The organism is Burkholderia sp. SIMBA_051 (assembly GCF_046534915.1).
Classification (GTDB): domain Bacteria; phylum Pseudomonadota; class Gammaproteobacteria; order Burkholderiales; family Burkholderiaceae; genus Burkholderia; species Burkholderia ambifaria.
Window position 1 is genome coordinate 88643 of the sequence record NZ_JAWRXS010000003.1, and the last position, 25991, is coordinate 114633.

Here is a 25991-nt window from a genome sequence, read left to right on the forward strand (position 1 = left end):
ATTCAGTGTGCGGTCAGCGAACCGGGCCGAAATTCACGGCCGCATCGTACATGCTGACCAGGCTGGCGATTCCACCGCTGCCGCACACCTGCACGTGCGCGAAGTAGCGCTTTCCGACACGGATGAAGCTGTTCGCGCGCTGTCGGTCGACGTTCGATAGCCGGCCGATGTTCGTCGGCACGGACCATTGGCTTCCGTTCTTGTCAGTGAATCGGAACGTTTCGAGCGTGCCGCCGCTCGATGTGAACTGGACGCCTTCGACGGTGACGGGACCGATGAACTGCGTGCAGTTGTCGCCGGGACGGTCGTAAACCTCATCCATTTCTTCGAGCGCAACGAGGCGCTCCGCGGCTGCCGATTTGCCCGTGAGATCCTTTGCCTGCCAGGTCGTGACAAGGCGCGCATGCGCATTGAATGACTGCGCGTCGGCCGTCGCCGAGAACATCACAGCCGCGCTCACGCACGCGGTGAATGCAAAGCGTCCAGTTGAATTCACAGCGCCCCCGTTTCGTTGTTGTGGGTGGGCGCATTCTAGCGCGCGGCGTGCCCGCCGACGAAACGCGCTTCAGTTGCGTCAGGAGTGGCTGTACACCTCGTACAGAGCTGCCTAACCTGCTGATTTTGTTGCATTTTAATCCGGGGCTGCCCTATACTGAGTCCGTCGATGCACACAACGTCGACCGGGTTTGACAGCCCGAATGCATGCGGCAGACAACCGCCGCGATGGCGGTTTTTCTTCGTTTGAGAACGCGCATCTTTTTATGGGTGGCGCGAGTGGAGAGGCTTCGGCCTGCCGGGTTCCGTATGCCCCGGTCTGTCAACTTCACTCGTTGCTGCCCACCCCGTTTGACAGCGGGGCGATGCGATCGCATACGGAGCGCACCATGAACACCAACGTTCAACCCTTTTCTTTCCCTATCGGTAGCATTCCTGATCAAGTGACGGTGTCGTCGTGCGACATCGCGGAACTGTTTCTTGCCATCGACGCAGCGCGCGAGCTGATCCGTTTGCGCGGGCCGTCGGTGTCCGACGCGGTGCTGCCGAAGCTTACCGCTGTAGAACTGCTCGTCGAGCGCATTGCAGGGTTGTAAGACCGCGACCCGCGTTCGGCATCGCCGGGCCGCGGGTGACTGTCCACAGAGAAGGAGGGGGCATGCCCTACGTATCCAAGACTCTCAAGGCGGGAGCACCCGCCGGTCGCGACCTGGTGCTGTGCGACGACTTGCTCGACCTGCTCGCGGATCGAATCGCGAGCCGCGTTGCCGCACAACTGCGCGAGCGGCCGCCGACACCAGCGCATCGACAGGAGCGGCCGGTCGCCGTTGTGCCGCCGACGCTGCGGCCCGACTCGTTGTATCGCGTAGCCTATGTGATGCAGCGGCTCGGCGTCAGCCGGGCCACCGTCTACAACTTGGCGCGCGATGGCCGCCTTGAGCTCGTGAAGATTGGCGCGCGAGCGAGCGGGGTGACGGGAAAAAGCCTAATCACGTTGATCGAACAGAATCAAAGCGCGTCGCAACCACGCTGACCGTCAGCGGCCGCCATGCGCACGCCAGTTCAAACACAGCCGGGCGCGCCGGCGCCCGTGAAGCTCTACAAGGTCCGCGAGGTAATGCGGCAGTTCAGTATCTCGAAGACCACTGTGTATCGGCTGGTCGGCGCTGGTAAGCTGCGACTCGTGAAGATCGGGACGCGCTCGCGCTACATCACCGCCGAGAGCGTCAACGCATTTCTCGCGGAGATCAAAGCCGCCGATTGATGGGCCATAGAGAGGACGGATATGTCGAACGTGACCGACTATATTGGAGCCGCGACCGGGCTCATCGCGTTGGCGATCTCCGGCTACACCACGTTTCGAATGCACAAAATCAAGTCGCTAGACTTGCGGCTCGAACTGCGAACGACCGTCGCCGATGTCCATCTGGCGCTCGCTACCGCACGCGGCCTGCTGACGCTAGGCGATCAATCCCGTCAGCGCGTATTAGCCGCACGAGGGCTGGGAGGCTCCGGAGCGATGGTGGCCTGGCGCCAGGCGGTCGAAGGGGATCAGGCCGAACTGGACCGGCTGGCCGCTGCGGCACGCAGCGAGAATGCCGACTTTACCGCGCTGTCTCAGGAGCAGCTCGAATCCGAGGTCGTCGCCGCGCGAAAGGCGCGGGCCCGACTGGTCGAGCTCATCGAGAAGTACCGAGCGGCCTACGCGGAGGATGACGAGATGCGGCGGGAGATCCGGCAGGATGCGCGCGACGAGGTAAATCGGCAACTGGGGCGCGGGTAGGGTGTAATTCTGGCGCGCCGGCTAGATTTACTGATCGAATGTCGGATCGACCTTTCGCAAATGCTTCGTGAAGGCCGCCAGATCTTTCGACATGTACCCCCGCAGGAAGTTGTAACCCCGCGACTCAGGTGTGAATCTGATGCCGTCCACCTCAAATTCAAACTGTTGGCCGTCGTAACTTGGCGTTACGTCGAAATAACCGAGGTAAGTAACTTGGGTCGCGATGTATGGGTGCGCGTACTCGGCCTCGACGGTCTCTTTGTTGTTCGCCGGTACGTACTCTGACCATTCGTTACCGTGACCATCCCGGCAACGGATCTCAAAAAGTCGGACCTTGGTCATGATATAGACCCTTAGCAAATCCCTCGAATTTCGAGGTGCAATGCGCCGTGTGGTTTCCGTACGCTTTCCGTACGAAAAGAAAAAGGACTTAGGCATTTCTGCGCAAGTCCTTGATTTCCTTCGAATTCTTTGGTGGGCGGTACTGGGATCGAACCAGTGACCCCTGCCGTGTGAAGGCAGTGCTCTACCGCTGAGCTAACCGCCCAAAGAAGCTGAAATTATGTCAGAGCTTTTGGGGTTCGTAAAGCCCTTTCTGCAAATATTTTTGAGATTCGTGCAGCAATCCATCAGCCGGCCGTCGACGGCTCGACGAGATCGAGGATCGAGCCGTCGCGCTTGAGCGTCGCGAGCACGATGCTCGAATTGATCGACATCACGCCCGCCGCGCGGTGCAGCCGGTTGATCACGAAGTCCGAGTAGTGGTCGAGGTCGCGCGCCCGCACCGTCAGCACGTAGTTCGAGCCGCCCGTCACGATCTGCGCGGCGATCACTTCCGGCCACGCCTGGATCGCCTCCACGAACCGGTCGTGCCACTCGGGCACGTCCGGCCGCATCGACACATGCACGAGCGCCTCGAATGCGACGCCGACCTTCTTCGGCTCGATCGTGCAGCGATACCCCGCAATGGCGCCGCGTTCCTCGAGCAGCTTCACGCGCCGCAGGCACGCCGACGGCGACAGCGCGACCGCGTTCGCGAGGTCCTGATTGCTGATGCGTCCGTCCCGCTCGAGGTGCCGGAGGATCCGCATGTCGGTTCGATCCAGAGTCATTTCGCAGAATCCCGTGAATTTTGAGTTACAAGACGCAGACTCTACGGCAATCGACGCGATTCGTCATCGAAAAGTGAAGCTCATTCTATTTCGTCCTCGATAACATGCGCCCCATGCCTCGACCGCACGGCCTGACGCGCTGTCAGGCCACCGGCCGTATCGCCGCCTTCAACTTCTACCGTCATTCCGCCATGTACGAACATGTTCCCGCCTATTCGGGCGACCCGATCCTGTCGCTGTTCCAGGCGTTCCAGCAGGATGCGCATCCGCACAAGGTCAACCTCAGCATCGGCCTCTACTACGACGACGCGGGCCGCATCCCGGTGCTGGAGAGCACGCGTCTCGCGGCCGAGCGCGTGAGCCAAGCCGGCGCGCCGCACACGTATCTACCGATGGAAGGGCTCGCGGCGTACCGGCAGGGCGTGCAGCGTCTCGTGTTCGGCGCCGGCTGCGCGGCGCTCGCGCAAGGGCGCATCGCGACCCTGCAGACGCTTGGCGGCTCGGGCGCGCTGCGGCTCGGCGCCGAATTCGTGAAGCGCTATTTCCCCGACAGCGCGATCTGGATCAGCGATCCGACGTGGGACAACCATCGCGTGATCTTCTCGGCGGCCGGCCTCGACGTGCACACGTATCCGTACTACGACGAAGCGCGCAACGATCTGCGCGTCGACGCGATGCTCGCGACGCTCGATGCGCTGCCCGCGCGCAGCATCGTGCTGCTGCAGCCGTGCTGTCACAACCCGACGGGCCTCGACCTCGGCCGCGACGCGTGGCGCGCTGTGATCGACGTGCTCGCGCGCCGCGGGCTGATTCCGTTCCTCGACATGGCGTACCAGGGCTTCGGCGACGGGCTCGACGACGACGCCTGGGCCGTGCGCGCGATCGTCGAAGCGGGGCTGCCGGCGATCATCAGCAACTCGTTGTCGAAGAATTTCTCGTTGTACGGCGAGCGCGTCGGCGGGCTGTCGATCGTCTGCGCGAGCGCGGGCGAAGCGGCGACGGTGCTGAGCCAGTTGCAAGCCGGCGTGCGCCGCACCTATTCGAGTCCGCCGCTGTTCGGCGCGCAGCTCGTGTCGACCGTGCTGAACGACGACGTGCTGCGCGCGTGTTGGGAGGACGAAGTCGCGGAGGTGCGCGCGCGCATCAAGCGCATGCGCGGCGCGCTGAAGGCGCGGCTCGACGCGCGCCTGCCGGCGCCCGCGTTCGACGCACTCGTCACGCAGCGCGGGATGTTCAGCTATACGGGCATCGCCGCGCCCGACGTTGACCGGCTGCGCACGTCGCACGGCGTCTACCTGCTGCGCTCCGGCCGCATGTGCATTGCCGGCCTGAACGATGCGAACGTCGACCATGTCGCGAACGCGATCGCCGACGTGCTCGGTGGCACGTCGCGCCAGGCCGCCTGAGCGGCCGATCCCGAACCGAAGGAGGACACGATGGCAGACACGATCCCGGTCGACTTGCCGCAGCTGGCCCAGCCGTTCTCGTGGGCGACCCGCGCGGGCGGCCTGATGTTTACCGGCCACGGGCCGGTCGATGCATCCGGCGCGATCGCCGGCGACACGATGACCGACCAGGCGCGCATCACGCTCGGCAATCTCGCGAAGGCCGTCGCGGCGGCCGGCGCGACGATGGACGACGTCGCGCAGGTGCTCGTCTATCTGTCCGACGTGAAGGCGATGCCGGAATTCGACGCCGAATACCAGCGCCACTTCCGCGAACCGTATCCGAACCGCACGTGCGTGGGCGTGCAGGGCTTCGCGCATCCGGCGATGCGCGTCGAACTCGTCGCGTACGTCGCGCTGCCGGCGGCACGCGACTAGCACCATGCCACGCGGCACGGCTTGCAGTACCCGTAATCACCAGCAAACCCCGAGAAGCACAACAAGGATAAAGACAAGGATGGAGACGAACGTGACGAGAATGATTCGATTCGCAGTACCAACCATGGCAGGCCTGCTCGCCGCGAGCGGCGCGATGGCGCAGGGTAGCGTGACGCTGTACGGCATCGTCGACCAGAGCATCCGCTACACGACGCATGCGAATGCGTCGAACGACGCGAGCGTGCAGCTGACCAACGGCGCGATCACCAACAGCCGCTGGGGCCTGAAGGGCAGCGAAGCGCTCGGCGGCGGGCTGAAGGCGATCTTCCAGCTCGAGAGCGGCTTCGAGCCGCAGAACGGGCAGCTCGACGGCGCGCTGTTCGGCCGCTACGCATATGTCGGCCTCGCGAGCGATTGGGGCACCGTGAAGCTCGGCCGGCAGGCGACCGAGGCGTTCAACCTGTTCGGCGATCTCGATCCGCTGACGGTCGGCAACTACACGGCCAACATGTGGCCGTACTTCCTCACGCAGGGCCGCGCAAGCAACGCCGTCAGCTACGACGGCACGTTCGGCGGGCTGGACGTCGGCGCGAGCTACGGTTTCGGCGGCGTCGCGGGCAGCCTCGGCGCGAATGCGTACTGGGGCACGCACGTGTCGTACACGCTCGGCGGACTGATGATCGGTGCGACCTACCAGCAGGTGCGTGACCTGAACAGCCGTGCACAGCAGGCCTGGGGCGCGGGCGCACGCTACGCGTTCGGCGCGGCGACGCTGTACGCCGGCTATCTCGGCGGCATCGACCGCACGGGCGTGCTCGACCGGCAACTGCTGAACGCGCCGGGCCGCGACGTGACCTACGGTTCGTTCGCCGACAAGCCGCGCCGCGACGCGATCTTCTACACCGGCGTGAGCGTGAAGGTCACGCCGGCGGTATCGGTGACGGGCGTCGCGTACTACGACGACATCCGCAACGTCAATGGCGTGGCGGGTAACGGCGGCAAGCGCTATACGGGCGTGCTCGAGGCCGAGTACGCGCTGTCAAAGGCGACGCAGGTCTATGCGACGCTCGACTACAACCGGGTGACGGGTGGCGCGTTCACCGAAATGCCCGGACGTGGCAACCAGACGGGCATCGCGGCCGGCCTGCGCCATCTATTCTGAGCACACGGCGTGCGGTGGCCGGTGCGGTCCGGCACCGGCCCGTGCGCCGTCGATGTTTCGACCGGACTGACGCTTTAGAACGAGGTCATTCGATGCAACCAGAAGGACAATTCCAGCACATCGCGGCGCGCGAGCACGGTCTGCGCCGCACGCTTTCCGCACGGCAGATGGCGATGATCGCGATCGGCGGTGCGATCGGCACCGGTCTGTTTCTCGGCAGCGGGTTCGCGATCGGCTTCGCGGGTCCGAGCGTGCTCGTCAGCTACGCGATCGGAGCATTCATCTCGCTGTTGCTGATGGGCTGTCTCGCGGAGATGACGGTCGCGCACCCGACCTCCGGGTCGTTCGGCGCCTACGCCGAACATTACGTGAGCCCGTGGGCCGGGTTTCTCGTGCGCTATGCGTACTGGGCGTGCATCGTGCTCGCGGTCGGCACCGAAGTCACCGCGATCGCGCTGTACATGAAGTACTGGTTCCCGGGCGTGCCGGGCTGGCTGTGGATCGTCGGCTTCTCGGCGCTGCTCGTGTTCGTCAACGCGCGCAGCGTCGACGTGTTCGGTGCGGTCGAATACGGTTTCTCGGTCGTGAAGATCGCGGCGATCGTCGGCTTCATCGTGCTCGGCGCGTATGTCGTCTTCGGCAATCCTGCGCTGGTCGGCGACGGCGCGGCGCGCGCGGGTTTCCATCATTACACCGATCACGGCGGCTTCTTTCCGAAGGGCATGTGGGGGATGTGGGTCGCGGTGATCGTGTCGATCTTCAGCTACCTGAGCATCGAGATGATCGCGGTCGCGGCGGGCGAGGCGGAAGATCCCGAGCGCGCGGTGACGCGCGCGTTCCGCTCGACGATCGTTCGGCTCGTGCTGTTCTACCTCGTCACGCTCGCGCTGATGCTCGCGATCGTGCCATGGACGGCGGCGGGGCGCGACGAGAGCCCGTTCGTGAAGGTGATGGAGGCGATCCACCTGCCGGGCGCGGCCGGGCTGATCAACTTCGTGGTACTGATCGCCGCGCTGTCCGCGATGAACAGCCAGCTCTACATCACGACGCGGATGATGTTCAGCCTGTCGCGCGCGAGCCATGCGCCGAAGGCGCTCGGCGAGGTGAACGCGCGCGGCGTGCCGTTCGGCGCGCTGCTGCTGTCGACGCTCGGCATCGCGCTCGCGACGGTGCTGAGCGTGCTGTATCCGGATGCATCGTTCACGATCATGATGTCGGTGTCGATGTTTGGCGCGCTGTTCACGTGGATGATGATCTTCGTCACGCACTACTGCTTCCGGCGGCGTCGCGCGGCGCTCGGCCTGCCGGCGCCCGCGTTCCGGATGCGCGGCTTTCCGCTGCTGACGCTGCTCGGCGCGGCGCTGATGCTCGCGGTGATGGTGACGACCTACTTCACCGCCGAATTCCACATGACGCTGATCTTCGGCATTCCGTTCCTGATCGCGCTGTCGGTCGTATACGCGGTGTGGTACCGGCGCGCGCAGCCGGTGCTGCAGCCGGACGCGAAGTAGCGGTGCCTGCTCACCCCGCGAGCGCGGGCAGCGCGTCGATCGATGCGCGCACGTAGTCGGCGAAGCGCAGCGCGACCGGTTCGGCGGTGCCGCTGCGCTTCAGTTCCAGCGTGCGCGATTCGAGCGACGCATCCTTCAGCGGCCGGAACGCGAGCCGGTCGCTCTTCACCTGCTGCAGCACGCGCGGCACGAGCGCGATGCCCATCCCGAACTCGATCATCGACAGGATCGTCTGCCACAGCCGCGCCTCGTGCCGGATCAGCGGGCTGAATCCCGCGTTCACGCATTGCGCGATGATCAGGTCATGATAGTGCGGCGCCGCGTCGCGCGGAAACAGGATGAACGGTTCCGCGGCCAGCGTGGCGAGCGCGACCTGCCGGCGCCGCGCGAGCGGATGCGCGGCCGGCAGGCAGCACACGAACGGTTCCGCATAGACGGGCGTCGATTCGACCTCGGGCGGGCAGTGGCCCCAGTGCGCGTAACCGAGATCGATCTGGCCGCGCTGGACCGCCTGCACCTGCGCGTGCGTGTTCATCTCGCTCAGCACGATTTCCACGCCCGGGTAGTCGGCCTCGAAGCGCTGCACCGCATCGGGCAGCCCGCGATACAGCATCGAATGGACGAAGCCGATCCGCAGCCGACCGGCGAGACCGGACGCCGAGCGCACCGTGAGACGCTCGGCCTCGCTCGCCTGCAGCAGCAGCCGACGCGCTTCGCCGAGCAGCACCGCGCCCGCGTTGGTCAGCGCGACCGTCTTGTTGGTGCGTGAAAAGAGCTGCACGCCGAGCGCTTCCTCGAACTTGCGGATATCGAAGCTCAGCGCCGGCTGCGAGATGAACAGGCGCTTCGCCGCGCGCCCGAAATGCAGTTCCTCGGCGACCGCCACGAAGTAACGCAACTGCCGCAGTTCCATGGTGTCTCCTCCCGGCTTCGGCATCGATAAGTGCCGTCTATCGTACCGGACAAATCCTGTATTGGACGCTTATCGATCACGCGCCTAGTCTCTGCGTAACGCCTGGCATCGGCCGCCGCGCCGCCACGATGCGGGCGCCGGCCGGCAGCCGGGCCACCATGGAGACGCATGCATGAACGACACCGCTCGCACGCCGGACGCCGGCGCATCCGGCAACATCCCCGACAGTCGGGGCATCAATTTCTTCACGGCCGATCCCGATCTCGGCGCGTTGCTGAAGCTGCATCTCGGCGCCGCCCAATACGCACGACTCGAACCGCAACTGCATGCACTCGGCGCGCGCGTGTCGGGCGAGCTCGACGAATGGGCGTCGCGCGCGGACAAGCATCCGCCCGTGCTCGAACATCGCAACCGGCGCGGCGAGGCCGTGCAGCGGATCGACAAGGATCCGGCTTATGTCGCGCTCGAACGCGTCGCGTATGCGGAACTCGGGCTCGCGGCGCTGAGCCACCAGCCCCACGCGGTGGCGCCGCTCGTCAAGTACGCGCTGACGTTCCTGTTCGTGCAGGCGGAATTCGGGCTGTGCTGCCCGGTCAGCATGACCGACTCGCTCACGCGCACGCTGCGCCGTTTCGGCGAACCGGCGCTCGTCGAGCACTACCTGCCGAGGCTCGCGTCACGCGATTTCGACACGCTGTTCCAGGGCGCGATGTTCATGACCGAGCAGGCGGCCGGCTCCGACGTCGGCCGCATCGCGACGCGCGCGGTGCGCGAAACGCACGCGCCGGACGAAGCGGTGTGGCGCCTGTACGGCGACAAGTGGTTTTGCTCGAACGCCGACGCCGATCTGGCGATGGTGCTCGCGCGGCCCGATGGCGCGCCGGACGGCATCAAGGGGCTCGCGCTGTTCCTGCTGCCGAAGACGCTGCCGGACGGCACGCGCAACCGCTACCGGATCGTGCGGCTGAAGGACAAGCTCGGCAGCCGGTCGATGGCGAGCGGCGAGATCGCGCTCGAAGGCGCGCAGGCCTACCTGATCGGCGAGATCGGTCGCGGTTTTCACCAGATGGCCGACATGATCAACATGTCGCGGCTGTCGAACGGCGTGCGCGCGGCGGGGCTGATGCGGCGCGCGCTGAACGAGTCGCTGCACGTGGCCGCGCACCGCACGGCGTTCGGCCGGACGCTGATCGAGATGCCGCTGATGCAGCGCCAGTTGATGAAGATGCTGCTGCCCGCCGAGGCCGCGCGTGCGATGTTCATGCAGATCGCGCTGTTGCTGCCGCAGGCGGACGCGGGCGACGAGCAGGCCGCGCGCTGCGTGCGCATCCTGACGCCGCTGATCAAGTTCCGCGCGTGCCGCGATGCGCGCCGCGTGACGGGCGACGCGATGGAGGTGCGCGGCGGCATCGGCTACATCGAGGAATGGAGCGATGCGCGCATCGTGCGCGACGCGCATCTCGGCTCGATCTGGGAAGGCACCAGCAACATCGTCGCGCTCGACGTCGCGCGCGCCGCGCAGCGCGAGCAGGCGCTGGACGCGCTGCGCACGTTCCTCGGCGACCGGCTCGGCGCGGCGCCGCTGCCCGACGCGAGTCGCGCGGCGCTGCGGCGCATTCTCGCGCGCGCCTGCGATGCGCTTGCCCGGGTTGCGGCGGCAGGCGACGACGCGTGCGTGCGGCAGGCCGCGTCGGCGCTGTACTACGCGAGCGCGGCCGTGCTGATGGCGTGCGAGGGCGTGCGGCTCGCACCCGATTACCGGCGCCTCGCGCTTGCGCACCTGATCGTGCGTCACAAGCTGCTGCCGGTCGATCCGTTCGCGCCGGCGTCGCGCGACGACGAAGCGATGGCGTTCGACGCGCTGGTGCGCGGCACGCCGGTGCCGCTCGACATGGCGCTCGACCTGCTGCCGGAGGTCGAACGATGAACGTGACGAACGCGACTAACCCGACGAAAGCGACACGCGGCGCCCTGGACGGCCTGAAGGTCGTCGACCTGAGCCGCGTGCTCGGCGGCCCGTACTGCACGCAGGCGCTCGCCGACCACGGCGCGACGGTGATCAAGATCGAGCCGCCGGACGGCGACGAGACGCGGGGCTGGGGGCCGCCGTTCCTCGGCGACACCGCGTGGTATTTCATGGGCGTGAACCGCAACAAGGAAGGGCTCGCGCTCGACCTGTCCCGCGACGAAGGGCGCGCGATCCTGTGGCGCCTGCTCGCCGATGCCGACGTGCTCGTCGAGAACTTCAAGCCCGGCACGCTCGCGCGCTGGGGGATGGACTACGCGCGCGACCTGCGGCCGCGCTTCCCGCGCCTGATCCACTGCGCGGTGACCGGCTTCGGCGCAGACGGTCCGCTCGGCGGGCTGCCCGGCTACGACGCGGTGATCCAGGCGATGGCCGGGCTGATGAGCGTCAACGGCGAGCGCGACGGCGACGCGATGCGCATCGGGTTGCCGATCGTCGACATGGTCACGGGGCTCAACGCGCTTGCCGGCATCCTTCTCGCGCTCGCGGAGCGCGAGAAGAGCGGGCAGGGCCAGTCGATCGACATCGCGCTGTACGACTGCGGCGTGTCGCTGCTGCATCCGCACCTGCCGAACTTCTTCGGCTCGGGGCGCGTGCCCGAGCGGAGCGGCAACGCGCATCCGAACATCGCGCCGTACGATAGCTACCGCACGGCGACGGTGCCGATCTTCCTCGCCGTCGGCAACGACCGGCAGTTCGCACGGCTCGTCGCGCATCTCGGTGCGCCGGCGCTCGCCGGCGATCCGCGCTTCGTCGACAACCGCAGCCGCTGCGCGCACCGGCCCGAGCTGAAGGCCGAGCTCGAGGCGCGGCTCGCCGCCCATCCGTGCGAGCCGCTCGCGCGCGACCTGATGGCGGCGGGCGTGCCGTGCGGGCCGGTGCGCACGGTCGCCGATGTCGCGCGTGACCCGCATGCGCTGCACCGCGAGCTGTTTGTCGAGATCGGCGTATATCGCGGCACCGCATCGCCGGTGAAGCTGTCGCGCACGCCGGCGACCTATCGCTCGCCGCCACCGGCGCTCGGCCGCGACACGCGCGCGGTGCTCGATCGCCTCGGCGTCGATCCCGCGCTCCAGCGGCAACTGCTCGACGCCGGTGTGCTGAAGGTCGCGCCCGATGAGACGTAACGTGATTGGCCGACGGGGTCCGCGGGTGAGCATCCGCGGCCGAGGAAGCAGCAGGCAAAGCAGCAGAACGTAAAACCGTAAAGCAACCCCGCCAGCCGGCGGCGCAAGGCCGGCCATCCGGCAAGGCGCGCGACAGTCGCGCCGCCGATCACGAACATGGAGACATCGATGAGCCGTCCGCAATCCCCGTCCGCCGCGCCAAGGCCCGGCCGCGCCGCTCTCGCGGCCTTCGTCGGCACCACGATCGAGTGGTACGACTTCTATATCTACGGCACCGCCGCCGCGCTCGTGTTCGGCAAGGTGTTCTTTTCCAGCACGATGGATCCCGGCGTCGCGACGCTGCTCGCGTTCGTCACGTTCTGGGCCGGTTTCGCCGCGCGGCCGCTCGGCGGGATCGTGTTCGGGCATCTCGGCGATCGTGTTGGCCGCAAGACCGCGCTCGTGATCACGCTGATCATGATGGGCCTTGCCACGACCGGCATCGGCCTGTTGCCCGGCTATGCGTCGATCGGCGTGTGGGCGCCCGCGGGCCTCGTCGTGCTGCGCGTGCTGCAGGGCATCGCGGTGGGCGGCGAGTGGGGCGGTGCGGTGCTGATCGCAAGCGAGAACGCGCCGAAGCACCGCAGCATCCTGTATGCGGCATTCGCTCAGCAGGGCTCGCCCACCGGCAACCTGCTCGCGACGATCGCCTTCTTCGCGTTGAGCGCGTTGCCGACGCCGTCGTTCCTGATGTGGGGCTGGCGCATTCCGTTCCTGCTGTCGGCGGTGCTCGTGATCATCGGGATGGTGATCCGGCTGCGGCTCGAGGAATCGCTCGACATGCAGCGCGTGCTCGCGCGCAAGCGGACGGTGAAGCTGCCGCTGCGCGACGTCGTGCGCGACCACTGGCTCGTCGTGCTGCTCGCGGCCGGCACGCTGCCGGTGATCAACGTCACGTATTTCCGCAGCACGTTCGCGCTGTCATGGGCGACCAAGGAGCTCGGCTACGCGCAGGGCACGTTCCTCGGCATCCTGTCGATCTCGCTCGTCGTGCAGTTCCTGATGCAGCCGATCGGCGCGTGGTTCGTGTCGAAGATCGACATGCGCCGCGCGATGTGCTGGATCCTGATTCCCGAGATCGTGTTGATGCCGGTGATGTTCCATGCGCTCGCGACGCGCTCGTACTGGGTCGCCGTCGTGGGAATGTGCATCTCGACGATCCCGTCGGCGATGTTCTACGGTGCGGTCGGCGGCGTGCTCGCGCGCGTGTTTCCGGCCAACATCCGCTATACGGGCCTGTCGCTCGCGTATCAGTTGAGCGCGCTCGTCGTCGGCGGCGGCACGCCGGTGCTCGCGCAGGCGATCCTGAACGCAACCGGCAGCATCGTCGGCGTCGCGATCGCGTCGGGGCTGTATGCGCTCGTGTCGCTCGCCTGCATGCTCGCGCTGCTCAATCGCACCGGCTACCGTGCGGATGAGCTGTCGAGCGCCGAGCGCAGCGATGCAGCCGAATGGGGCACCGCAAGCGCGAGTGTCGACGCCGCGGCCGCGCAGCCGGACGAGCGCGGCGCGTTGAAACCGGCGGGGCAGGCCGGCGCGACCTGACCTGGCGGCATCGCATGCGCCGGGCCGCCTCGCATCGGCTCGATTGCGCGCCCCCAAAAGCAAACGGCACCGTGCGATGCACGGTGCCGTTTGCGTTGCGTTGCTTCGCGCGAGGCCGGCACGGCCGGCCCGCGCGATGCTCAGCCTTCCGTCGGCGGCACGAAGCCGGACGCCTGGTCCGCGCCGTCGCCGAAGAAGTACTTCTCGGTCTGCTTCATCAGGTACTGGCGCGCGCGCGGGTCGGCCATGTTCAGGCGGTTCTCGTTGATCAGCATCGTCTGCTGCTTGAGCCAGCCTTGCCACGCTTCCTTCGACACGCTTTCGTAAATGCGCTTGCCGAGTTCGCCCGGCAGCGGCGGGAAATCGAGAGCCTCGGCTTCCTTGCCGAGCTTCGCGCATTGAATCATTCGAGCCATCGTGTACTTCTCCTGTAATCGGACTGGGGGAGGGCAGTCGTGCCTGCGCTCAGAGCTGCTTCATCAGCACGAGCGACTTGCGCTGCCAGTTATAGAGTTTGCGGCGGTCTTCCGGCAGGTCGTCGACGCTGACCTTGACGAAACCGCGCTTGAGGAACCAGTGCTCGGTGCGCGTCGTGAGCACGAAGATATGCGTGAGGCCGCGCGCGCGGGCGCGCTGCTCGATGCGCTTGAGCAGGCGTTCGCCGTCGCCCGAGCCCTGCGCTTCCGGCGCGACCGTCAGGCACGCCATCTCGCCGATCTTTTCCTGCTGGTACGGATACAGCGCCGCGCAGCCGAACAGCACGCCATCGTGCTCGATCACCGAGAAGTGGTCGATGTCGCGTTCGATCTGGTGGCGGCCGCGCCGCACCAGCGTGCCGTCCGACTCGAGCGGCTCGATCAGCGACAGGATGCCGCCGACGTCGTCCGGCGTCGCTTCGCGCAGGCTCTCGAGATTCTCGTACGAGATCATCGTGCCGACGCCGTCGTGCAGGAACAGTTCGAGCAGCATGCTGCCGTCGAGCGATTGCGGGATCAGGTGGGCACGGGTCACGCCGCCGCGGCACGCGCGGATCGAATGCTTCAGGAAGAACGCGTCGTCGCCCTGGACGTTGCCGGAATCGAGCAGCTCGGCGGCCGCGTCGAGCGACATTTCACGGACCAGCGCGCCTTCGTCGTCGACGATGCCGGGCGCCTCGGTCAGGAAGATGATCTTGTCGGCGCGCAGCGCGATCGCGGCCGCCGACGCGACGTCTTCCATCGACAGATTGAACGCTTCGCCGGTCGGCGAGAAACCGAGCGGCGACAGCAGCACGAGCTTGCGGCTCGCGAGCGAATGACGGATCGATTCGGCGTCGATCTTGCGCACGATGCCCGTGTGCGCGAAATCGACCCCGTCGAGAATCCCCACCGGCCGTGCGGTCACGAAGTTGCCGGACACGACGCTGATGTGCGCGTGCGCCATCGGCGAGTTCGGCAGACCCTGGCTGATCGCGGCCTCGATGTCGAGACGCACTTCGCCGGCCGCTTCCTTCGCGGATTCGAGCGCGCGCGCATCGGTGATGCGCAGCCCGTGCGAAAACTCGGATTCGACACCATGCAGGCTCAGCTGCTCCTCGACCTGCGGGCGCGAGCCGTGCACCAGCACGATCTGGATGCCCATCGCCTGCAGCAGCGCGATGTCGGACACGAGCGCGTTCAGGAGTCCCTGCTGCACCACCTCGCCGCCGAACCCCACGACGAACGTGCTGTTGCGGAACTTGTGGATATAGGGCGCGACGGAGCGCATCCAGTCGACGAACTGCGCGTGGCTGGCGGCCGAATCGTCGGCAGCCGGCGGCGTCGCGGCGCCGGTCTGGGCGGGAGGGAGGTCGGTTTGGGAATTCATGGGCGGGATTATAATGCGCCCCCATGTCGAATGTACCTAAAAGTCCCGCGCCGACGCGGGCCAAAGCGCCGTCGGCCCGGCACCCCGATGGTGCGGCCGATGCGCGTGAGCAGCAAGGCCAGCCGCAGCAACAGCCGCCGCGCCAGCCGCAGCAACAGCAGGCCGGCAAGCCGCCGCGCGGGCCGCGCGGTGAAGAGCGGCGCGGCGACGCGCGCCAGCCGGCCGCGGCGACGGACGCACCGCGGGCCGCGGATGCGCGCACCCCGCGCCGCGAGCGTGCGCCGCGCGCGGCCGTCGCCCCGAATCCCGTTCCGCCGATCACGTATCCCGAAAGCCTGCCCGTATCGGGCAAGCGCGACGAAATCGCGCGCGCGATCGCCGATCATCAGGTCGTCATCGTCTGCGGCGAAACGGGTTCGGGCAAGACCACCCAGCTGCCGAAGATCTGTCTCGATCTCGGCCGCGGCCTCGGCGCCGGCGGCACGGGCCTGATCGGCCATACGCAGCCGCGGCGCCTGGCCGCATCGTCGACCGGCCGGCGGATCGCCGAGGAACTCGGCACGCCGTTCGGCGAGGTGGTCGGCTACAAGGTGCGCTTTACCGACAATCTCGCGCCGGGCGCGTCCGTGAAGCTGATGACGGACGGCATCCTGCTCGCCGAGACGCAGACCGACCCACTGCTGAAGGCGTACGACACGCTGATCATCGACGAGGCGCACGAGCGCAGCCTGAACATCGACTTCCTGCTCGGCTACCTGAAGGAAATCCTGCCGAGGCGGCCGGACCTGAAGCTGATCGTCACGTCCGCGACGATCGACGCCGACCGCTTCGCGCGCCATTTCGGCAGCGACGCCCGTCCGGCGCCGGTGATCGAGGTGAGCGGGCGGCTGTATCCGGTCGAGATGCGCTACCGCCCGGTGGCCGAGGATCGCCCGGCCGTGAAGAACGCCGAGGGCACGGGCGGCCGCGACCGCGTGAAGACCGCGCGCGAGGCCGAACGCGACCTGATGGACGCGATCGTCGACGCGGTCGACGAACTGTGCCGCGAAGGCCCCGGCGACGTGCTGGTGTTCCTGCCCGGCGAGCGCGAGATTCGCGAAGCGGCCGAGGCGCTGCGCAAGCACCATCCGCCGCATACCGAGATCCTGCCGCTGTTCGCGCGACTCTCGGCGGCCGACCAGGACAAGGTGTTCAAGGCGTCGAACGCGCGCCGCATCGTGCTCGCGACCAACGTGGCCGAAACGTCGCTGACAGTGCCGGGCATCCGCTACGTCGTCGACACCGGTCTCGCGCGCGTGAAGCGCTATTCGTACCGGAACAAGGTCGAGCAGCTGCAGGTGGAGTCGATCTCGCAGGCCGCCGCGAATCAGCGCGCGGGTCGCTGCGGCCGGGTGGCCGATGGCGTCTGCATCCGCTTGTACGAGGAAAGCGACTACCAGGCGCGCGCACGCTTCACCGATCCGGAAATCCTGCGCTCGTCGCTCGCGTCGGTGATTCTGCGGATGAAGTCGCTGCACCTGACCGAGATCGAATCGTTCCCGTTCCTCGAGCCGCCGCCCGGCCGCGCGATCGCGGACGGCTACCAGTTGCTCAACGAACTCGGCGCGGTCGACGACGACAACGCGCTGACCCCGCTCGGCCGCGAGCTCGCGCGGCTGCCGCTCGATCCGCGCGTCGGCCGGATGATCCTCGCCGCGCGCGACCAGCAGTCGCTGCGCGAGGTGCTGATCATCGCCAGCGCGCTGTCCGTGCAGGACCCGCGGGACCGTCCGATCGAAGCGCAGGAGCAGGCCGACCAGGCGCACCGCCGGTTCGCCGACGAGCGCTCCGAATTCCTGCAGTGGCTGAAGATCTGGGCGTGGTTCGAAGAGGCCGTCGCGCACAAGAAATCGAACCGTCAGCTGATCGACGCGTGCCGGCAGAACTTCCTGTCGCACCTGCGGCTGCGCGAATGGCGCGACGTCCATTCGCAATTGCTGACGGTCGTGCGCGAGCATGGCTGGCGGCTCAACGAAGTCGAGGCGACCCACGAGCAGATCCATCTGGCCCTGTTGACGGGCCTGCTCGGCAACCTCGGCATGAAGGCCGATGACGATCCGCACTATCTCGGCGCGCGCGGGATCAAGTTCTACCTGTGGCCGGGCTCCGCGCTCGCGAAGAAGGCCGGCCGCTGGGTGATGGCGGCCGAACTCGTCGAGACGAGCCGGCTGTACGCGCGCTGCCTCGCGAAGATCGAGCCGGAGTGGATCGAGAAGGTCGGCGCACACCTGCTGAAGAAGTCGCTGTCGGAGCCGCACTGGGAAAAGCGCCCCGCGCAGGTCAGCGCGTTCGAGCGCGCGACGCTGTACGGGCTGCCGATCTACCACCGCCGGCGCGTCGCGTTCGGCCGGCAGGATCCGGCGCGCGCGCGCGAGCTGTTCATCCGCGGCGCGCTGGTCGAGGGCGAGTTCGACACGAAGCTGCCGTTCTTCGCGCACAACCGTAAGCTGCTCGCCGACATCGAGCAGCTTGAGCACAAGTCGCGCCGGCAGGACGTGTTGGTCGACGACGAACTGATCTACGCGTACTACGACCAGGCGATTCCGGAGGGCATCCACACGGGCGCCGCGTTCGAGCGCTGGTATCGCGACGAGGTGAGCAAGGGTGGCCGGGCGGAGGACAACCAGCGGCTGCTGTACCTGTCGCGCGACGACCTGATGCGCCACGAGGCGGCCGGCGTGACGACCGAGCTGTTCCCGAAGCGCGCGACGATGGCCGGCGTCGAGATGGCGCTCACGTACCACTTCGAGCCCGGTACGCCGCGCGACGGCGTGACGCTCGCGGTGCCGCTGTATGCGCTGAACCAGGTCGACGCGCGCCGCTGCGAATGGCTCGTGCCGGGGATGCTGAAGGAGAAGGTGCAGCTGCTCTTGAAGTCGCTGCCGCAGAAGCTGCGCCGGCACTGCGTGCCGCTGCCCGAATACGCGGCCGGCTTCGTCGAGCGCATGGGGCGCGAGCGCTTCGGCGCGGGCGGCCTCGTCGAGGCGTTGATCGCCGACGTGCGCGGCGAGACGCAGGTCGCGATGAAGACGGCCGATTTCAAGCTCGAGACGCTGCCCGCGCACCTGTTCATGAACTTCAAGGTGATCGACGAGCACGGCCGCCAGCTCGCGATGGGGCGCAATCTCGCGCAGCTGCGGCAGGAGCTGGGCGCGCAGGCGCAGCAGCAGTTCCAGAAGATCGCGGCGGCGTCGACGATCGCGCCCGGCGGCGAGGCTGGCGCGGGCGACGCGGGCAATGCTGGCGACACGTCGGCACCCGCTGCCGCACCGGGTTCGACGGCGAAGGGCGGCAAGGCCGGCAAGGGCGCCGCGCCGCACACGGGTGTCGCGGCGGAAGCCGGCGCGACCGCGCTGTACGAGAACCTGACGACATGGAACTTCGGCAAGCTCCCCGAGCTGCTGGAGATCCGCCGGCGCGGCCAGACGCTGTACGGCTATCCGGCGCTTGTCGATCGCGGCACGCATTGCGACGTCGAGGTGTTCGACTCGCCGGAGGAGGCCGCGCGGATTCACCGGGCCGGCCTGCGGCGGCTGTTCGCGCTGCAACTGAAGGAGCCGATCAAGTTCCTCGAGAAGAACCTGCCGGGGCTGCGCGAGATGGCGATGCAGTACATGTCGCTCGGCACGCAGGACGAGCTGCGCGACCAGCTGATCGACACGGCGCTCGACCGCGCGTGCCTGCAGGATCCGCTGCCCGACGACGACGCGAGCTTCCATGCGCGCCGCGACGAGGGCCGGAGCCGCCTGAACCTGCTCGCGCAGGAGATCGCGCGGCTCGTCGGGCAGATCCTCGCCGAATATGCCGGGCTCGTGAAGAAGCTCGCGCAGGCGAAGCCGTTCGCGCAGGCCCACGCGGATCTCCAGCAGCAGCTCGCGGCGCTGGTCGGCAAGCGCTTCGTGATCGACACGCCTTACACGCAGCTTGCGCACTTCCCACGCTATCTGAAAGGCATCGCGTTGCGGATCGACAAGCTGAAGGCCGACCCGGCGCGCGACGCGAAGCAGTCCGCCGAGCTGCTGCCGCTCGTGCAGCAGTACCAGCGCGCGGTGTCGCAGCGCGGCGGCGTCGCCGATCCGCGGCTCGCGGAATTCCGCTGGTTGCTGGAGGAATTGCGAATTTCGCTGTTCGCGCAGGAACTGCGCACGCCGATGCCTGTCTCTGTCAAGCGTCTGCACAAGGTGTGGGAGTCGATGCAGCGCTAGCGTACCAGCGGGCGCCGCGGGCCCGCGCCGGCTGCCGCCCCGTGGCGCCTGCCGCGGTCGGCCGCCCGGCCGCCGCGGCGTGCGTCAATGTGGCGCAACCCGGGCTTGCGTCAACCGGCGGGGCCGGTCGAACGTTCTACAATGACTGCTGTTCCACGACGTGAGTCTTCATGCGCACTTTCCTTTCCCTCGGCCGCGCACTCGCGCTGGCCGCCGCCGTGCTGGCGCCGGCCGCACACGCGAATAACGTGATCATCCTCAACTCGGCCGAAGCGACGCTTTCCCTGATCGACCAGCAGACTCGCGAGGTCGTCTCCACGCTGCCGACCGGCAAGGAGCCGCACCATCTGATGGCGACGCCCGACAATTCGTCGCTGATCGTCGCCAATTCGATCTCGAACAGCCTGATGTTCCTCGATCCGAAGACGGGCAAGCTGCAGCGCACCGTCGAGGGGATCGACGATCCGTACCAGCTCGGCTTCTCGCCCGACCGCAAGTGGTTTGCGGCGGCGGGGCTGCGGCTCGACCGCGTCGACATCTACAGCTACGACGGCCACGACGTGCACCTCGCGAAGCGCGTGCCGCTGGCGGTGATGCCGAGCCACCTCGCGTTCACGAAGGACAGCAAGACGCTGCTCGTGTCGCTGCAGGTGTCCGGCGAGATCGCGGCGATCGACCTGCCGACGCAGACGGTCAAGTGGAAGATGAAGGTCGGCAAGGTGCCGGCCGGCCTGTGGCTCACGCCGGACGACAAGTTCCTGCTGGTCGGGATGACCGGCGCGGATTACGTCGCGGTCGTCGACTGGCGCAACCAGAAGGTCGTCAAGCAGATCTACACGGGCAAGGGCGCGCACAACTTCCGCTCGCTCGCCGACGGCTCGCACGTCGCCGTCACGAACCGGGTCGCGAACACGATCAGCATCCTCGACGAGAACACGCTCACCAACGTCGGCGACATCACCGGCCTGCTGCCGGGGCCGGACGACATGGAGTTGTCGGCCGACAAGAAGACGCTGTGGGTGACGTTCCGCTTCGCGAAGAAGGTCGGTATCATCGATCTGGCATCGCGCAAGCTGGTGCAGACGATCGCCGTCGGCCGTTCGCCGCACGGGATCTACTTCTACGACCGCGCGCCGTGGAAGGCTGCGAACGGCGCGTGACGGGCGGAGGCGAACGATGCTGCACCTGATCGATGCGTTCGTGTCGGACATCCAGACCTGGCTGTACGTCGACGTCGTGCAGCCGCTCCTCTTCAAGTTCAACCTGATGGACTATGACGAGGACACCTACGACGCACTGTACTGGGTGATCATCGGCGCGCTCCAGATGGTGCTGATGTTCGCGCTGCTGCGCCCGCTCGAGGCGCTCGCGCCCGTCGAGCGCTGGAAGAACCGCCGCGCGGTGCGGGTCGACGTGATCTACACGGCGATCTCGAAGCTCGGCATCTATGCGCTGTTCTTCTTCTTCGCGCTGCAGCCGGTGTTCGACCAGTTCCAGTCGTGGCTGCGCCTGCACGGCATCGCGAACTTCAACCTCGACTATCTGTGGCCCGGCGTGACCTCGCAGCCGATCGTCGCGTTCGCGATCTACCTCGTCGTGCTCGACTTCGCCGGCTACTGGTATCACCGCTGGCAGCACAAGTTCGGCATCTGGTGGGAGCTGCATGCGGTCCATCACAGCCAGCGGCAGATGTCGCTGTGGTGCGACGACCGCAACCATCTGCTCGACGACGTGCTCCAGTCGTGCTTCTTCGCGGCGATCGCGCTCGTGATCGGCGTGACGCCGTCGCAGTTCGTCGTGCTGACCGCGGTCACCAACTTCCTGCAGAGCATCCAGCATACGAATGCGCGACTGTCGTTCGGCCGGCTCGGCGAGCGCCTGCTCGTGAGCCCGACCTTCCACCGGCGTCACCACGCGGTCGGCTACGGCCATGAAGGCACCAAGTACGGCTGCAACTTCGGCGTGCTGTTCCCGTGGTGGGACGTGATGTTCGGCACCGCGTCGTGGAACCGCACGGTCGAGCCGACCGGCATTCGCGAGCAGATCGACGGCGTGTCCTACGGCGACGGCTTCTGGGCGCAGCACGGCCTCGCGTTCGTGCGGATCTTCCGGCGCCTCGTTCCCGCGAAGCGCGGCGCGGCGTCGGCCTGAGCTCGTCACCGTCCCGTTGAACCGCTTCCCCACACGGCCCGCATGCGCTTTGGCGCATGCGGGCCGTGTGGTTTATCCTTTCCCCGTTTTTCTCCGTCGATACAGGTTCGCATGAACGACTTGCTGCGCTCCTTCATCCGGGCGCTCGCCAGCGCGCTGCACCCGCGCATGCTGTGGCTGACCCTGATGCCGTTCGTCGTCTCGGCGCTGCTGTGGGGCGTGTTGCTGTGGTTCTCGTGGCAGACGCTGATCGATGCCGCGCGCGGCGCGCTCGACGGCTTCGTGCTGACCGCCGCGCTGTACCGCGCGTTCGACGCGATCGGGATGTCGCAGCTGCATGCGGTCGTCGCGCCGTTCGTCGTCGTGTCGCTCGCGATTCCGCTGATCGTGCTGACCGTGCTGCTGCTGATCGCGACGATCTCGATGCCGGTCGTGATCAAGCATCTGTCGAACCGCCAGTTCGCCGCGCTCGAGGCGAAGCGGGGCGGCACCTTCGTCGGCAGCGTGGTCAATTCGCTCGGCGCGGCGATCGTCGGCGTCGTGCTGCTCGTCGTCACGATTCCCTTGTGGCTGATTCCGCCGTTCTTCGCGCTGCTGCCGCCCGTGATCTGGGGCTGGCTCACGTACCGCGTGATGACCTACGACGCGCTCGCGCAGCACGCGAGCCGCGACGAGCGCCGCGCGCTCGTGCGGCAGCATCGCTGGCCGCTGATCGGCATCGGCGTCGCGACCGGGCTGCTCGGCACCGTGCCGACCTTCGTGTGGGTGTCGTCGGTCTGGATGATGGTGCTGTTTCCGTTCGTGGCGGCGGCCATGATCTGGGTTTACGCTTTCATCCTGGTCTTCTCGGCGCTGTGGTTCGGGCACTATTGCCTGCGCGCGCTGGACGACCTGCGCGCGAGCTCGCGCGCCACCGCAATCGACATGGGGCAGGCATGAGCATCGGCATCATCATCATCGGCGACGAAATCCTTTCAGGCCGCCGGCAGGACAAGCATCTGGCGAAGGTCATCGAGCTGCTCGGCGCGCGCGGTCTCGCGCTCGACTGGGCCGAATACGTCGGCGATGATCCGGCGCGGATCACCGCGACGCTCGCTCGCGCGAGCGCGTCCGGCGACATCGTGTTTTGCACGGGCGGGATCGGCGCGACGCCGGACGACCATACGCGCCAGTGCGCCGCCGCCGCGCTCGGCGTGCCGCTCGCGCTGCATCCAGAAGCGAAGGCGCTGATTTCGGAGCGCATCCGCGAGACGCATACTGATCCGGCCACGCCGGTCGACTTCGATTCGCCGGAAAACCGGCACCGCTTCAACATGGGCGTGTTTCCGGTGGGCGCGACGATCATCCCGAACGGCTATAACCGGATTCCCGGTTTCTCGGTCGGCGAGCTCCATTTCGTGCCCGGCTTCCCGGTGATGGCATGGCCGATGATCGAATGGGTGCTCGATACGAAGTACCAGCATCTCCATCATGTGACGCCGCACGCGGAGCGCTCGCTGTTCGTGTTCGAACTGCCCGAATCGACGTTGACGCCGCTGATGGAGAGCATCGAGCGCGACTTCCCCGGCGTGCGCGTCTTCAGCCTGCCGAGCGTGGGCGACGCGGAGCGCGGCGGCATCTATGCGCGCCGGCATATCGATCTCGGCGTGAAGGGCGAACCGGAAGCGGTCGCGGCCGCGTTCGTGAAGCTGCGCGAAGGCGTGCATCTGCTCGGCGGCGACGTCGTCGAGCCGGATGCGCCGCGCGCCTGAGCGGCCCGCGATTCTTCACGCAAAACGGGCCGCGCAAAAACCACGGGCCGCGCAACGCGGCCCGTCATCGGGATGTCATCGCCCGGCTCGACGATGTGGCAGTCGGGCGTGCCTGAACGGATGCGCGCTCAGGCGCCGATCCACGGCAGTTTCCGGAAGCACCAGCCGTCGACCGTCTTGCGGTGGCCTTCGCCGTCCTTGCCGCCTTCGAAGCCTTCGAGCAGGTCGAACGCCTTCGTGAAGCCGGCCTGCGCCGACGCGACCGCGGCGAGCTTCGAGCGCGCGGCGCTGCGGCACAGGAACAGGATGGGCGTATCGGCCGGAAGGGCCGCCTTCAGTTCGTTGACGAATTCGGCGTTCGGCACGCCGCCCGGGTAGCGCGTCCATTCGAGGTGCAGGTACTGGCCGTCGCCGACGAGCGGGCGGCCGACCCAGTCGAGCTCGGCGCGGGTGCGCACGTCGACGAGGCGCGCCGACGGGTCGAGCTGCAGCAGTTCGAATGCCTCGACCGGCAGCAGCGCGCCGGCATAGTTGAGCGCGCCTTGGGTGCGGCGTTCTTCGGCCTTCGCGTAAAGCTGATCGAGCGTACTCATGGCAGGAGGTCTCCGTATGGTTCGGTCAAACGAACATTTTAGCGCGGCGCCGCCGCGCGGATGTGCGCGTGGCCTGCCGCGCATGCACCGCCCCGTGCTCCCCAAAAGAGTGCAGAATGGTGCACATGCACCACAATGATTCGGCCGCGCATGTGCCCTCCGGAGATTGCACCATTTAAGTGCGATTGTCCGGCCCCCGGTGCGGCGCCCGGCCCCGGAATCGCGCAGCAGGGCCCCGCAGTGGCGCGGGCTGGCGCGATTCATGTCGCTTCTGTGTATGGCTGGCACGGATGCTGCTATATAGAATTCGGTCGACCCGGGGCGCGCTGCGCCAAAGCCAGACTCCGGGCAGCTCGGTAAACGAGGCGGTTCCCAGTCCGCCGGAATTGTTCAATCAGGAGAAGAGGTTATGAGTAAAACCGTCGCCGACGTCATGCAGCTCGTGAAGGACGAGGACGTCAAGTTTGTCGATTTCCGCTTCACGGATACGCGCGGCAAGGAACAGCACGTGTCGGTGCCGGTTTCGGCGTTTGACGAAGACAAGTTCGAAAGCGGCCATGCATTCGACGGCTCGTCGATCGCCGGCTGGAAGGGCATCGAGGCGTCGGACATGCTGCTCATGCCGGACCCGAGCGCTGCCTTCGTCGACCCGTTCTATGAAGAGTCGACCCTCGTGCTGACCTGCGACGTGGTCGAACCGGCCGATGGCAAGGGCTACGAGCGCGATCCGCGTTCGCTCGCGAAACGCGGCGAAGCGTACCTGAAGAGCACGGGCATCGGCGACACGGCCTACTTCGGTCCGGAACCGGAATTCTTCATTTTCGACTCGGTCCAGTGGAACACGGACATGTCGGGCTGCTTCGTGAAGATCAACTCCGAAGAAGCACCGTGGTCGGCAGGCAAGGAATTCGAAGGCGGCAACACGGGCCACCGTCCGGGCACGAAGGGCGGCTACTTCCCGGTCGCGCCGGTCGACACGTTCCAGGACATGCGTTCGGAAATGTGCCTGCTGCTCGAACAGCTCGGCATCCCGGTCGAAGTGCACCACCACGAAGTGGCGGGCCAGGGCCAGAACGAAATCGGCACGAAGTTCTCGACGCTGGTTCAGCGCGCCGACTGGACGCAATGGTCGAAGTACATCATCCATAACGTCGCGCACTCGTACGGCAAGACGGCGACGTTCATGCCGAAGCCGGTCGTCGGCGACAACGGTTCGGGCATGCACGTTCACCAGTCGATCTGGAAGGACGGCCAGAACCTGTTCGCAGGCAACGGCTATGCCGGCCTGTCGGAACTGGCGCTGTTCTACATCGGCGGCATCATCAAGCACGCCCGTGCGCTGAACGCGATCACGAACCCGACGACGAACTCGTACAAGCGTCTGGTCCCGCACTTCGAAGCCCCGGTCAAGCTCGCTTACTCGGCGCGTAACCGTTCGGCATCGATCCGCATTCCGCACGTGTCGAACCCGAAGGGTCGCCGTATCGAAACGCGCTTCCCGGATCCGATGGCGAACCCGTATCTGTGCTTCACGGCGCTGATGATGGCCGGCCTCGACGGGATCCAGAACAAGATCCATCCGGGCGAAGCCGCGGACAAGAACCTGTACGACCTGCCGCCGGAAGAGGATGCAAAGATCCCGACCGTCTGCGCGGGCCTCGACCAGGCACTGGAAGCGCTCGACAAGGATCGCGAGTTCCTGACGCGCGGCGGCGTGTTCACCGACAGCATGCTCGATGCGTACCTCGCGCTGAAGGAGCAGGAGCTGGCGAAGTTCCGCATGACGACGCATCCGATCGAGTTCGAGATGTACTACTCGCTGTAATCGGCGATGGCGCTTCGAGTGAGCGCCGTCATGCCGGTTCGTTCCC

24 protein-coding genes and 1 tRNA gene are annotated in these 25991 nt (G+C 67.0%); 17 read left to right on the plus strand and 8 right to left on the minus strand.

The genetic code is table 11. From position 1 onward, the window contains the following. Positions 1–13: 13 nt before the first annotated feature. Positions 14–496, minus strand: coding sequence for a hypothetical protein (locus SB771_RS07865; protein ID WP_175660448.1), 483 nt, complete (start codon positions 494–496; stop codon positions 14–16). A 388-nt stretch (positions 497–884) separates the two neighbouring features. Between SB771_RS07865 and SB771_RS07870 the strand changes: the two genes are divergently transcribed. From SB771_RS07870 to SB771_RS07885, 4 genes are all read left to right on the plus strand, one after another. Further along, a complete protein-coding gene (locus tag SB771_RS07870; protein ID WP_175660449.1) occupies positions 885–1091 on the plus strand; it encodes a hypothetical protein in 207 nt (68 codons plus the stop codon). A gap of 62 nt (positions 1092–1153) precedes the next feature. Further along, entirely contained in the window at positions 1154–1528 is a 375-nt protein-coding gene (locus tag SB771_RS07875) for a helix-turn-helix transcriptional regulator (RefSeq protein WP_175660450.1), read from the plus strand. Between the two features lie 57 nt (positions 1529–1585). Further along, positions 1586–1759 carry a helix-turn-helix transcriptional regulator gene (locus SB771_RS07880; RefSeq protein WP_244096821.1) on the plus strand — a complete coding sequence of 58 codons (174 nt, stop codon included), beginning with the start codon at positions 1586–1588 and terminating at the stop codon, positions 1757–1759. Between the two features lie 30 nt (positions 1760–1789). Continuing rightward, complete coding sequence (locus tag SB771_RS07885; RefSeq protein WP_175660452.1) at positions 1790–2278, plus strand: hypothetical protein; 489 nt, start codon at positions 1790–1792, stop codon at positions 2276–2278. A gap of 27 nt (positions 2279–2305) precedes the next feature. On the opposite strand, the gene SB771_RS07890 is transcribed toward SB771_RS07885, so the two are convergent. From SB771_RS07890 to SB771_RS07900, 3 genes are all read right to left on the minus strand, one after another. Continuing rightward, complete coding sequence (locus SB771_RS07890) at positions 2306–2620, minus strand: hypothetical protein (protein ID WP_175660453.1); 315 nt, start codon at positions 2618–2620, stop codon at positions 2306–2308. A gap of 130 nt (positions 2621–2750) precedes the next feature. Beyond that, positions 2751–2825, minus strand: a tRNA-Val gene (locus tag SB771_RS07895). 82 nt (positions 2826–2907) lie between these two features. Continuing rightward, entirely contained in the window at positions 2908–3390 is a 483-nt protein-coding gene (locus SB771_RS07900; protein ID WP_034176545.1) for an Lrp/AsnC family transcriptional regulator, read from the minus strand. Positions 3391–3581: 191 nt separating this feature from the next. Here SB771_RS07900 and SB771_RS07905 point away from each other — a divergent pair, with 191 nt between their 5' ends. The 4 genes from SB771_RS07905 (at position 3582) to SB771_RS07920 (ending at position 7886) form a co-directional block, all read left to right on the plus strand. Beyond that, entirely contained in the window at positions 3582–4796 is a 1215-nt protein-coding gene (locus SB771_RS07905) for an amino acid aminotransferase (protein ID WP_175660667.1), read from the plus strand. Positions 4797–4826: 30 nt separating this feature from the next. Next, positions 4827–5213: a RidA family protein gene (locus SB771_RS07910; RefSeq protein ID WP_175660454.1), complete on the plus strand. Its 387-nt coding sequence runs from the start codon at positions 4827–4829 to the stop codon at positions 5211–5213. 100 nt (positions 5214–5313) lie between these two features. Then, positions 5314–6375: a porin gene (locus SB771_RS07915; protein ID WP_175660455.1), complete on the plus strand. Its 1062-nt coding sequence runs from the start codon at positions 5314–5316 to the stop codon at positions 6373–6375. Between the two features lie 92 nt (positions 6376–6467). Next, positions 6468–7886: an amino acid permease gene (locus SB771_RS07920; protein WP_175660456.1), complete on the plus strand. Its 1419-nt coding sequence runs from the start codon at positions 6468–6470 to the stop codon at positions 7884–7886. A 10-nt stretch (positions 7887–7896) separates the two neighbouring features. Here the strand turns inward: SB771_RS07920 and SB771_RS07925 are convergent, their stop codons facing one another. Next, complete coding sequence (locus SB771_RS07925; RefSeq protein ID WP_175660457.1) at positions 7897–8799, minus strand: LysR family transcriptional regulator; 903 nt, start codon at positions 8797–8799, stop codon at positions 7897–7899. 172 nt (positions 8800–8971) lie between these two features. Between SB771_RS07925 and SB771_RS07930 the strand changes: the two genes are divergently transcribed. The 3 genes from SB771_RS07930 (at position 8972) to SB771_RS07940 (ending at position 13536) form a co-directional block, all read left to right on the plus strand. Then, entirely contained in the window at positions 8972–10726 is a 1755-nt protein-coding gene (locus SB771_RS07930; RefSeq protein ID WP_175660458.1) for an acyl-CoA dehydrogenase family protein, read from the plus strand. Further along, entirely contained in the window at positions 10723–11952 is a 1230-nt protein-coding gene (locus SB771_RS07935; RefSeq protein ID WP_105833479.1) for a CaiB/BaiF CoA transferase family protein, read from the plus strand. The genes SB771_RS07930 and SB771_RS07935 overlap by 4 nt, the downstream gene beginning before the upstream one ends. A gap of 168 nt (positions 11953–12120) precedes the next feature. After that, positions 12121–13536, plus strand: coding sequence for an MFS transporter (locus tag SB771_RS07940; protein ID WP_175660459.1), 1416 nt, complete (start codon positions 12121–12123; stop codon positions 13534–13536). A gap of 140 nt (positions 13537–13676) precedes the next feature. Here SB771_RS07940 and SB771_RS07945 read toward each other — a convergent pair whose 3' ends face one another. Further along, positions 13677–13952: an oxidative damage protection protein gene (locus SB771_RS07945; RefSeq protein ID WP_006755553.1), complete on the minus strand. Its 276-nt coding sequence runs from the start codon at positions 13950–13952 to the stop codon at positions 13677–13679. A 49-nt stretch (positions 13953–14001) separates the two neighbouring features. Then, positions 14002–15381, minus strand: a complete 1380-nt coding sequence (argA, locus tag SB771_RS07950; RefSeq protein WP_006755554.1) for an amino-acid N-acetyltransferase — start codon at positions 15379–15381, stop codon at positions 14002–14004. Between the two features lie 23 nt (positions 15382–15404). Between argA and hrpA the strand changes: the two genes are divergently transcribed. The 5 genes from hrpA (at position 15405) to SB771_RS07975 (ending at position 23527) form a co-directional block, all read left to right on the plus strand. Next, positions 15405–19625 (plus strand): ATP-dependent RNA helicase HrpA, encoded by a 4221-nt coding sequence (gene hrpA / locus SB771_RS07955; protein WP_175660460.1) that lies wholly within the window; start codon positions 15405–15407, stop codon positions 19623–19625. Positions 19626–19795: 170 nt separating this feature from the next. Beyond that, complete coding sequence (locus SB771_RS07960) at positions 19796–20785, plus strand: beta-propeller fold lactonase family protein (protein WP_012364241.1); 990 nt, start codon at positions 19796–19798, stop codon at positions 20783–20785. Positions 20786–20801: 16 nt separating this feature from the next. Next, positions 20802–21776, plus strand: coding sequence for a sterol desaturase family protein (locus SB771_RS07965; RefSeq protein WP_175660461.1), 975 nt, complete (start codon positions 20802–20804; stop codon positions 21774–21776). A 111-nt stretch (positions 21777–21887) separates the two neighbouring features. Further along, positions 21888–22715 carry an EI24 domain-containing protein gene (locus SB771_RS07970; protein ID WP_175660462.1) on the plus strand — a complete coding sequence of 276 codons (828 nt, stop codon included), beginning with the start codon at positions 21888–21890 and terminating at the stop codon, positions 22713–22715. Continuing rightward, complete coding sequence (locus tag SB771_RS07975) at positions 22712–23527, plus strand: competence/damage-inducible protein A (protein ID WP_175660463.1); 816 nt, start codon at positions 22712–22714, stop codon at positions 23525–23527. Before SB771_RS07970 ends, SB771_RS07975 begins: the two co-directional genes overlap by 4 nt. A 128-nt stretch (positions 23528–23655) precedes the next feature. Here SB771_RS07975 and SB771_RS07980 read toward each other — a convergent pair whose 3' ends face one another. Next, positions 23656–24120, minus strand: coding sequence for a rhodanese-like domain-containing protein (locus SB771_RS07980; protein WP_012364237.1), 465 nt, complete (start codon positions 24118–24120; stop codon positions 23656–23658). 409 nt (positions 24121–24529) lie between these two features. Between SB771_RS07980 and glnA the strand changes: the two genes are divergently transcribed. Continuing rightward, positions 24530–25945 carry a type I glutamate--ammonia ligase gene (glnA, locus tag SB771_RS07985; protein ID WP_006758924.1) on the plus strand — a complete coding sequence of 472 codons (1416 nt, stop codon included), beginning with the start codon at positions 24530–24532 and terminating at the stop codon, positions 25943–25945. Positions 25946–25991: the final 46 nt, after the last annotated feature.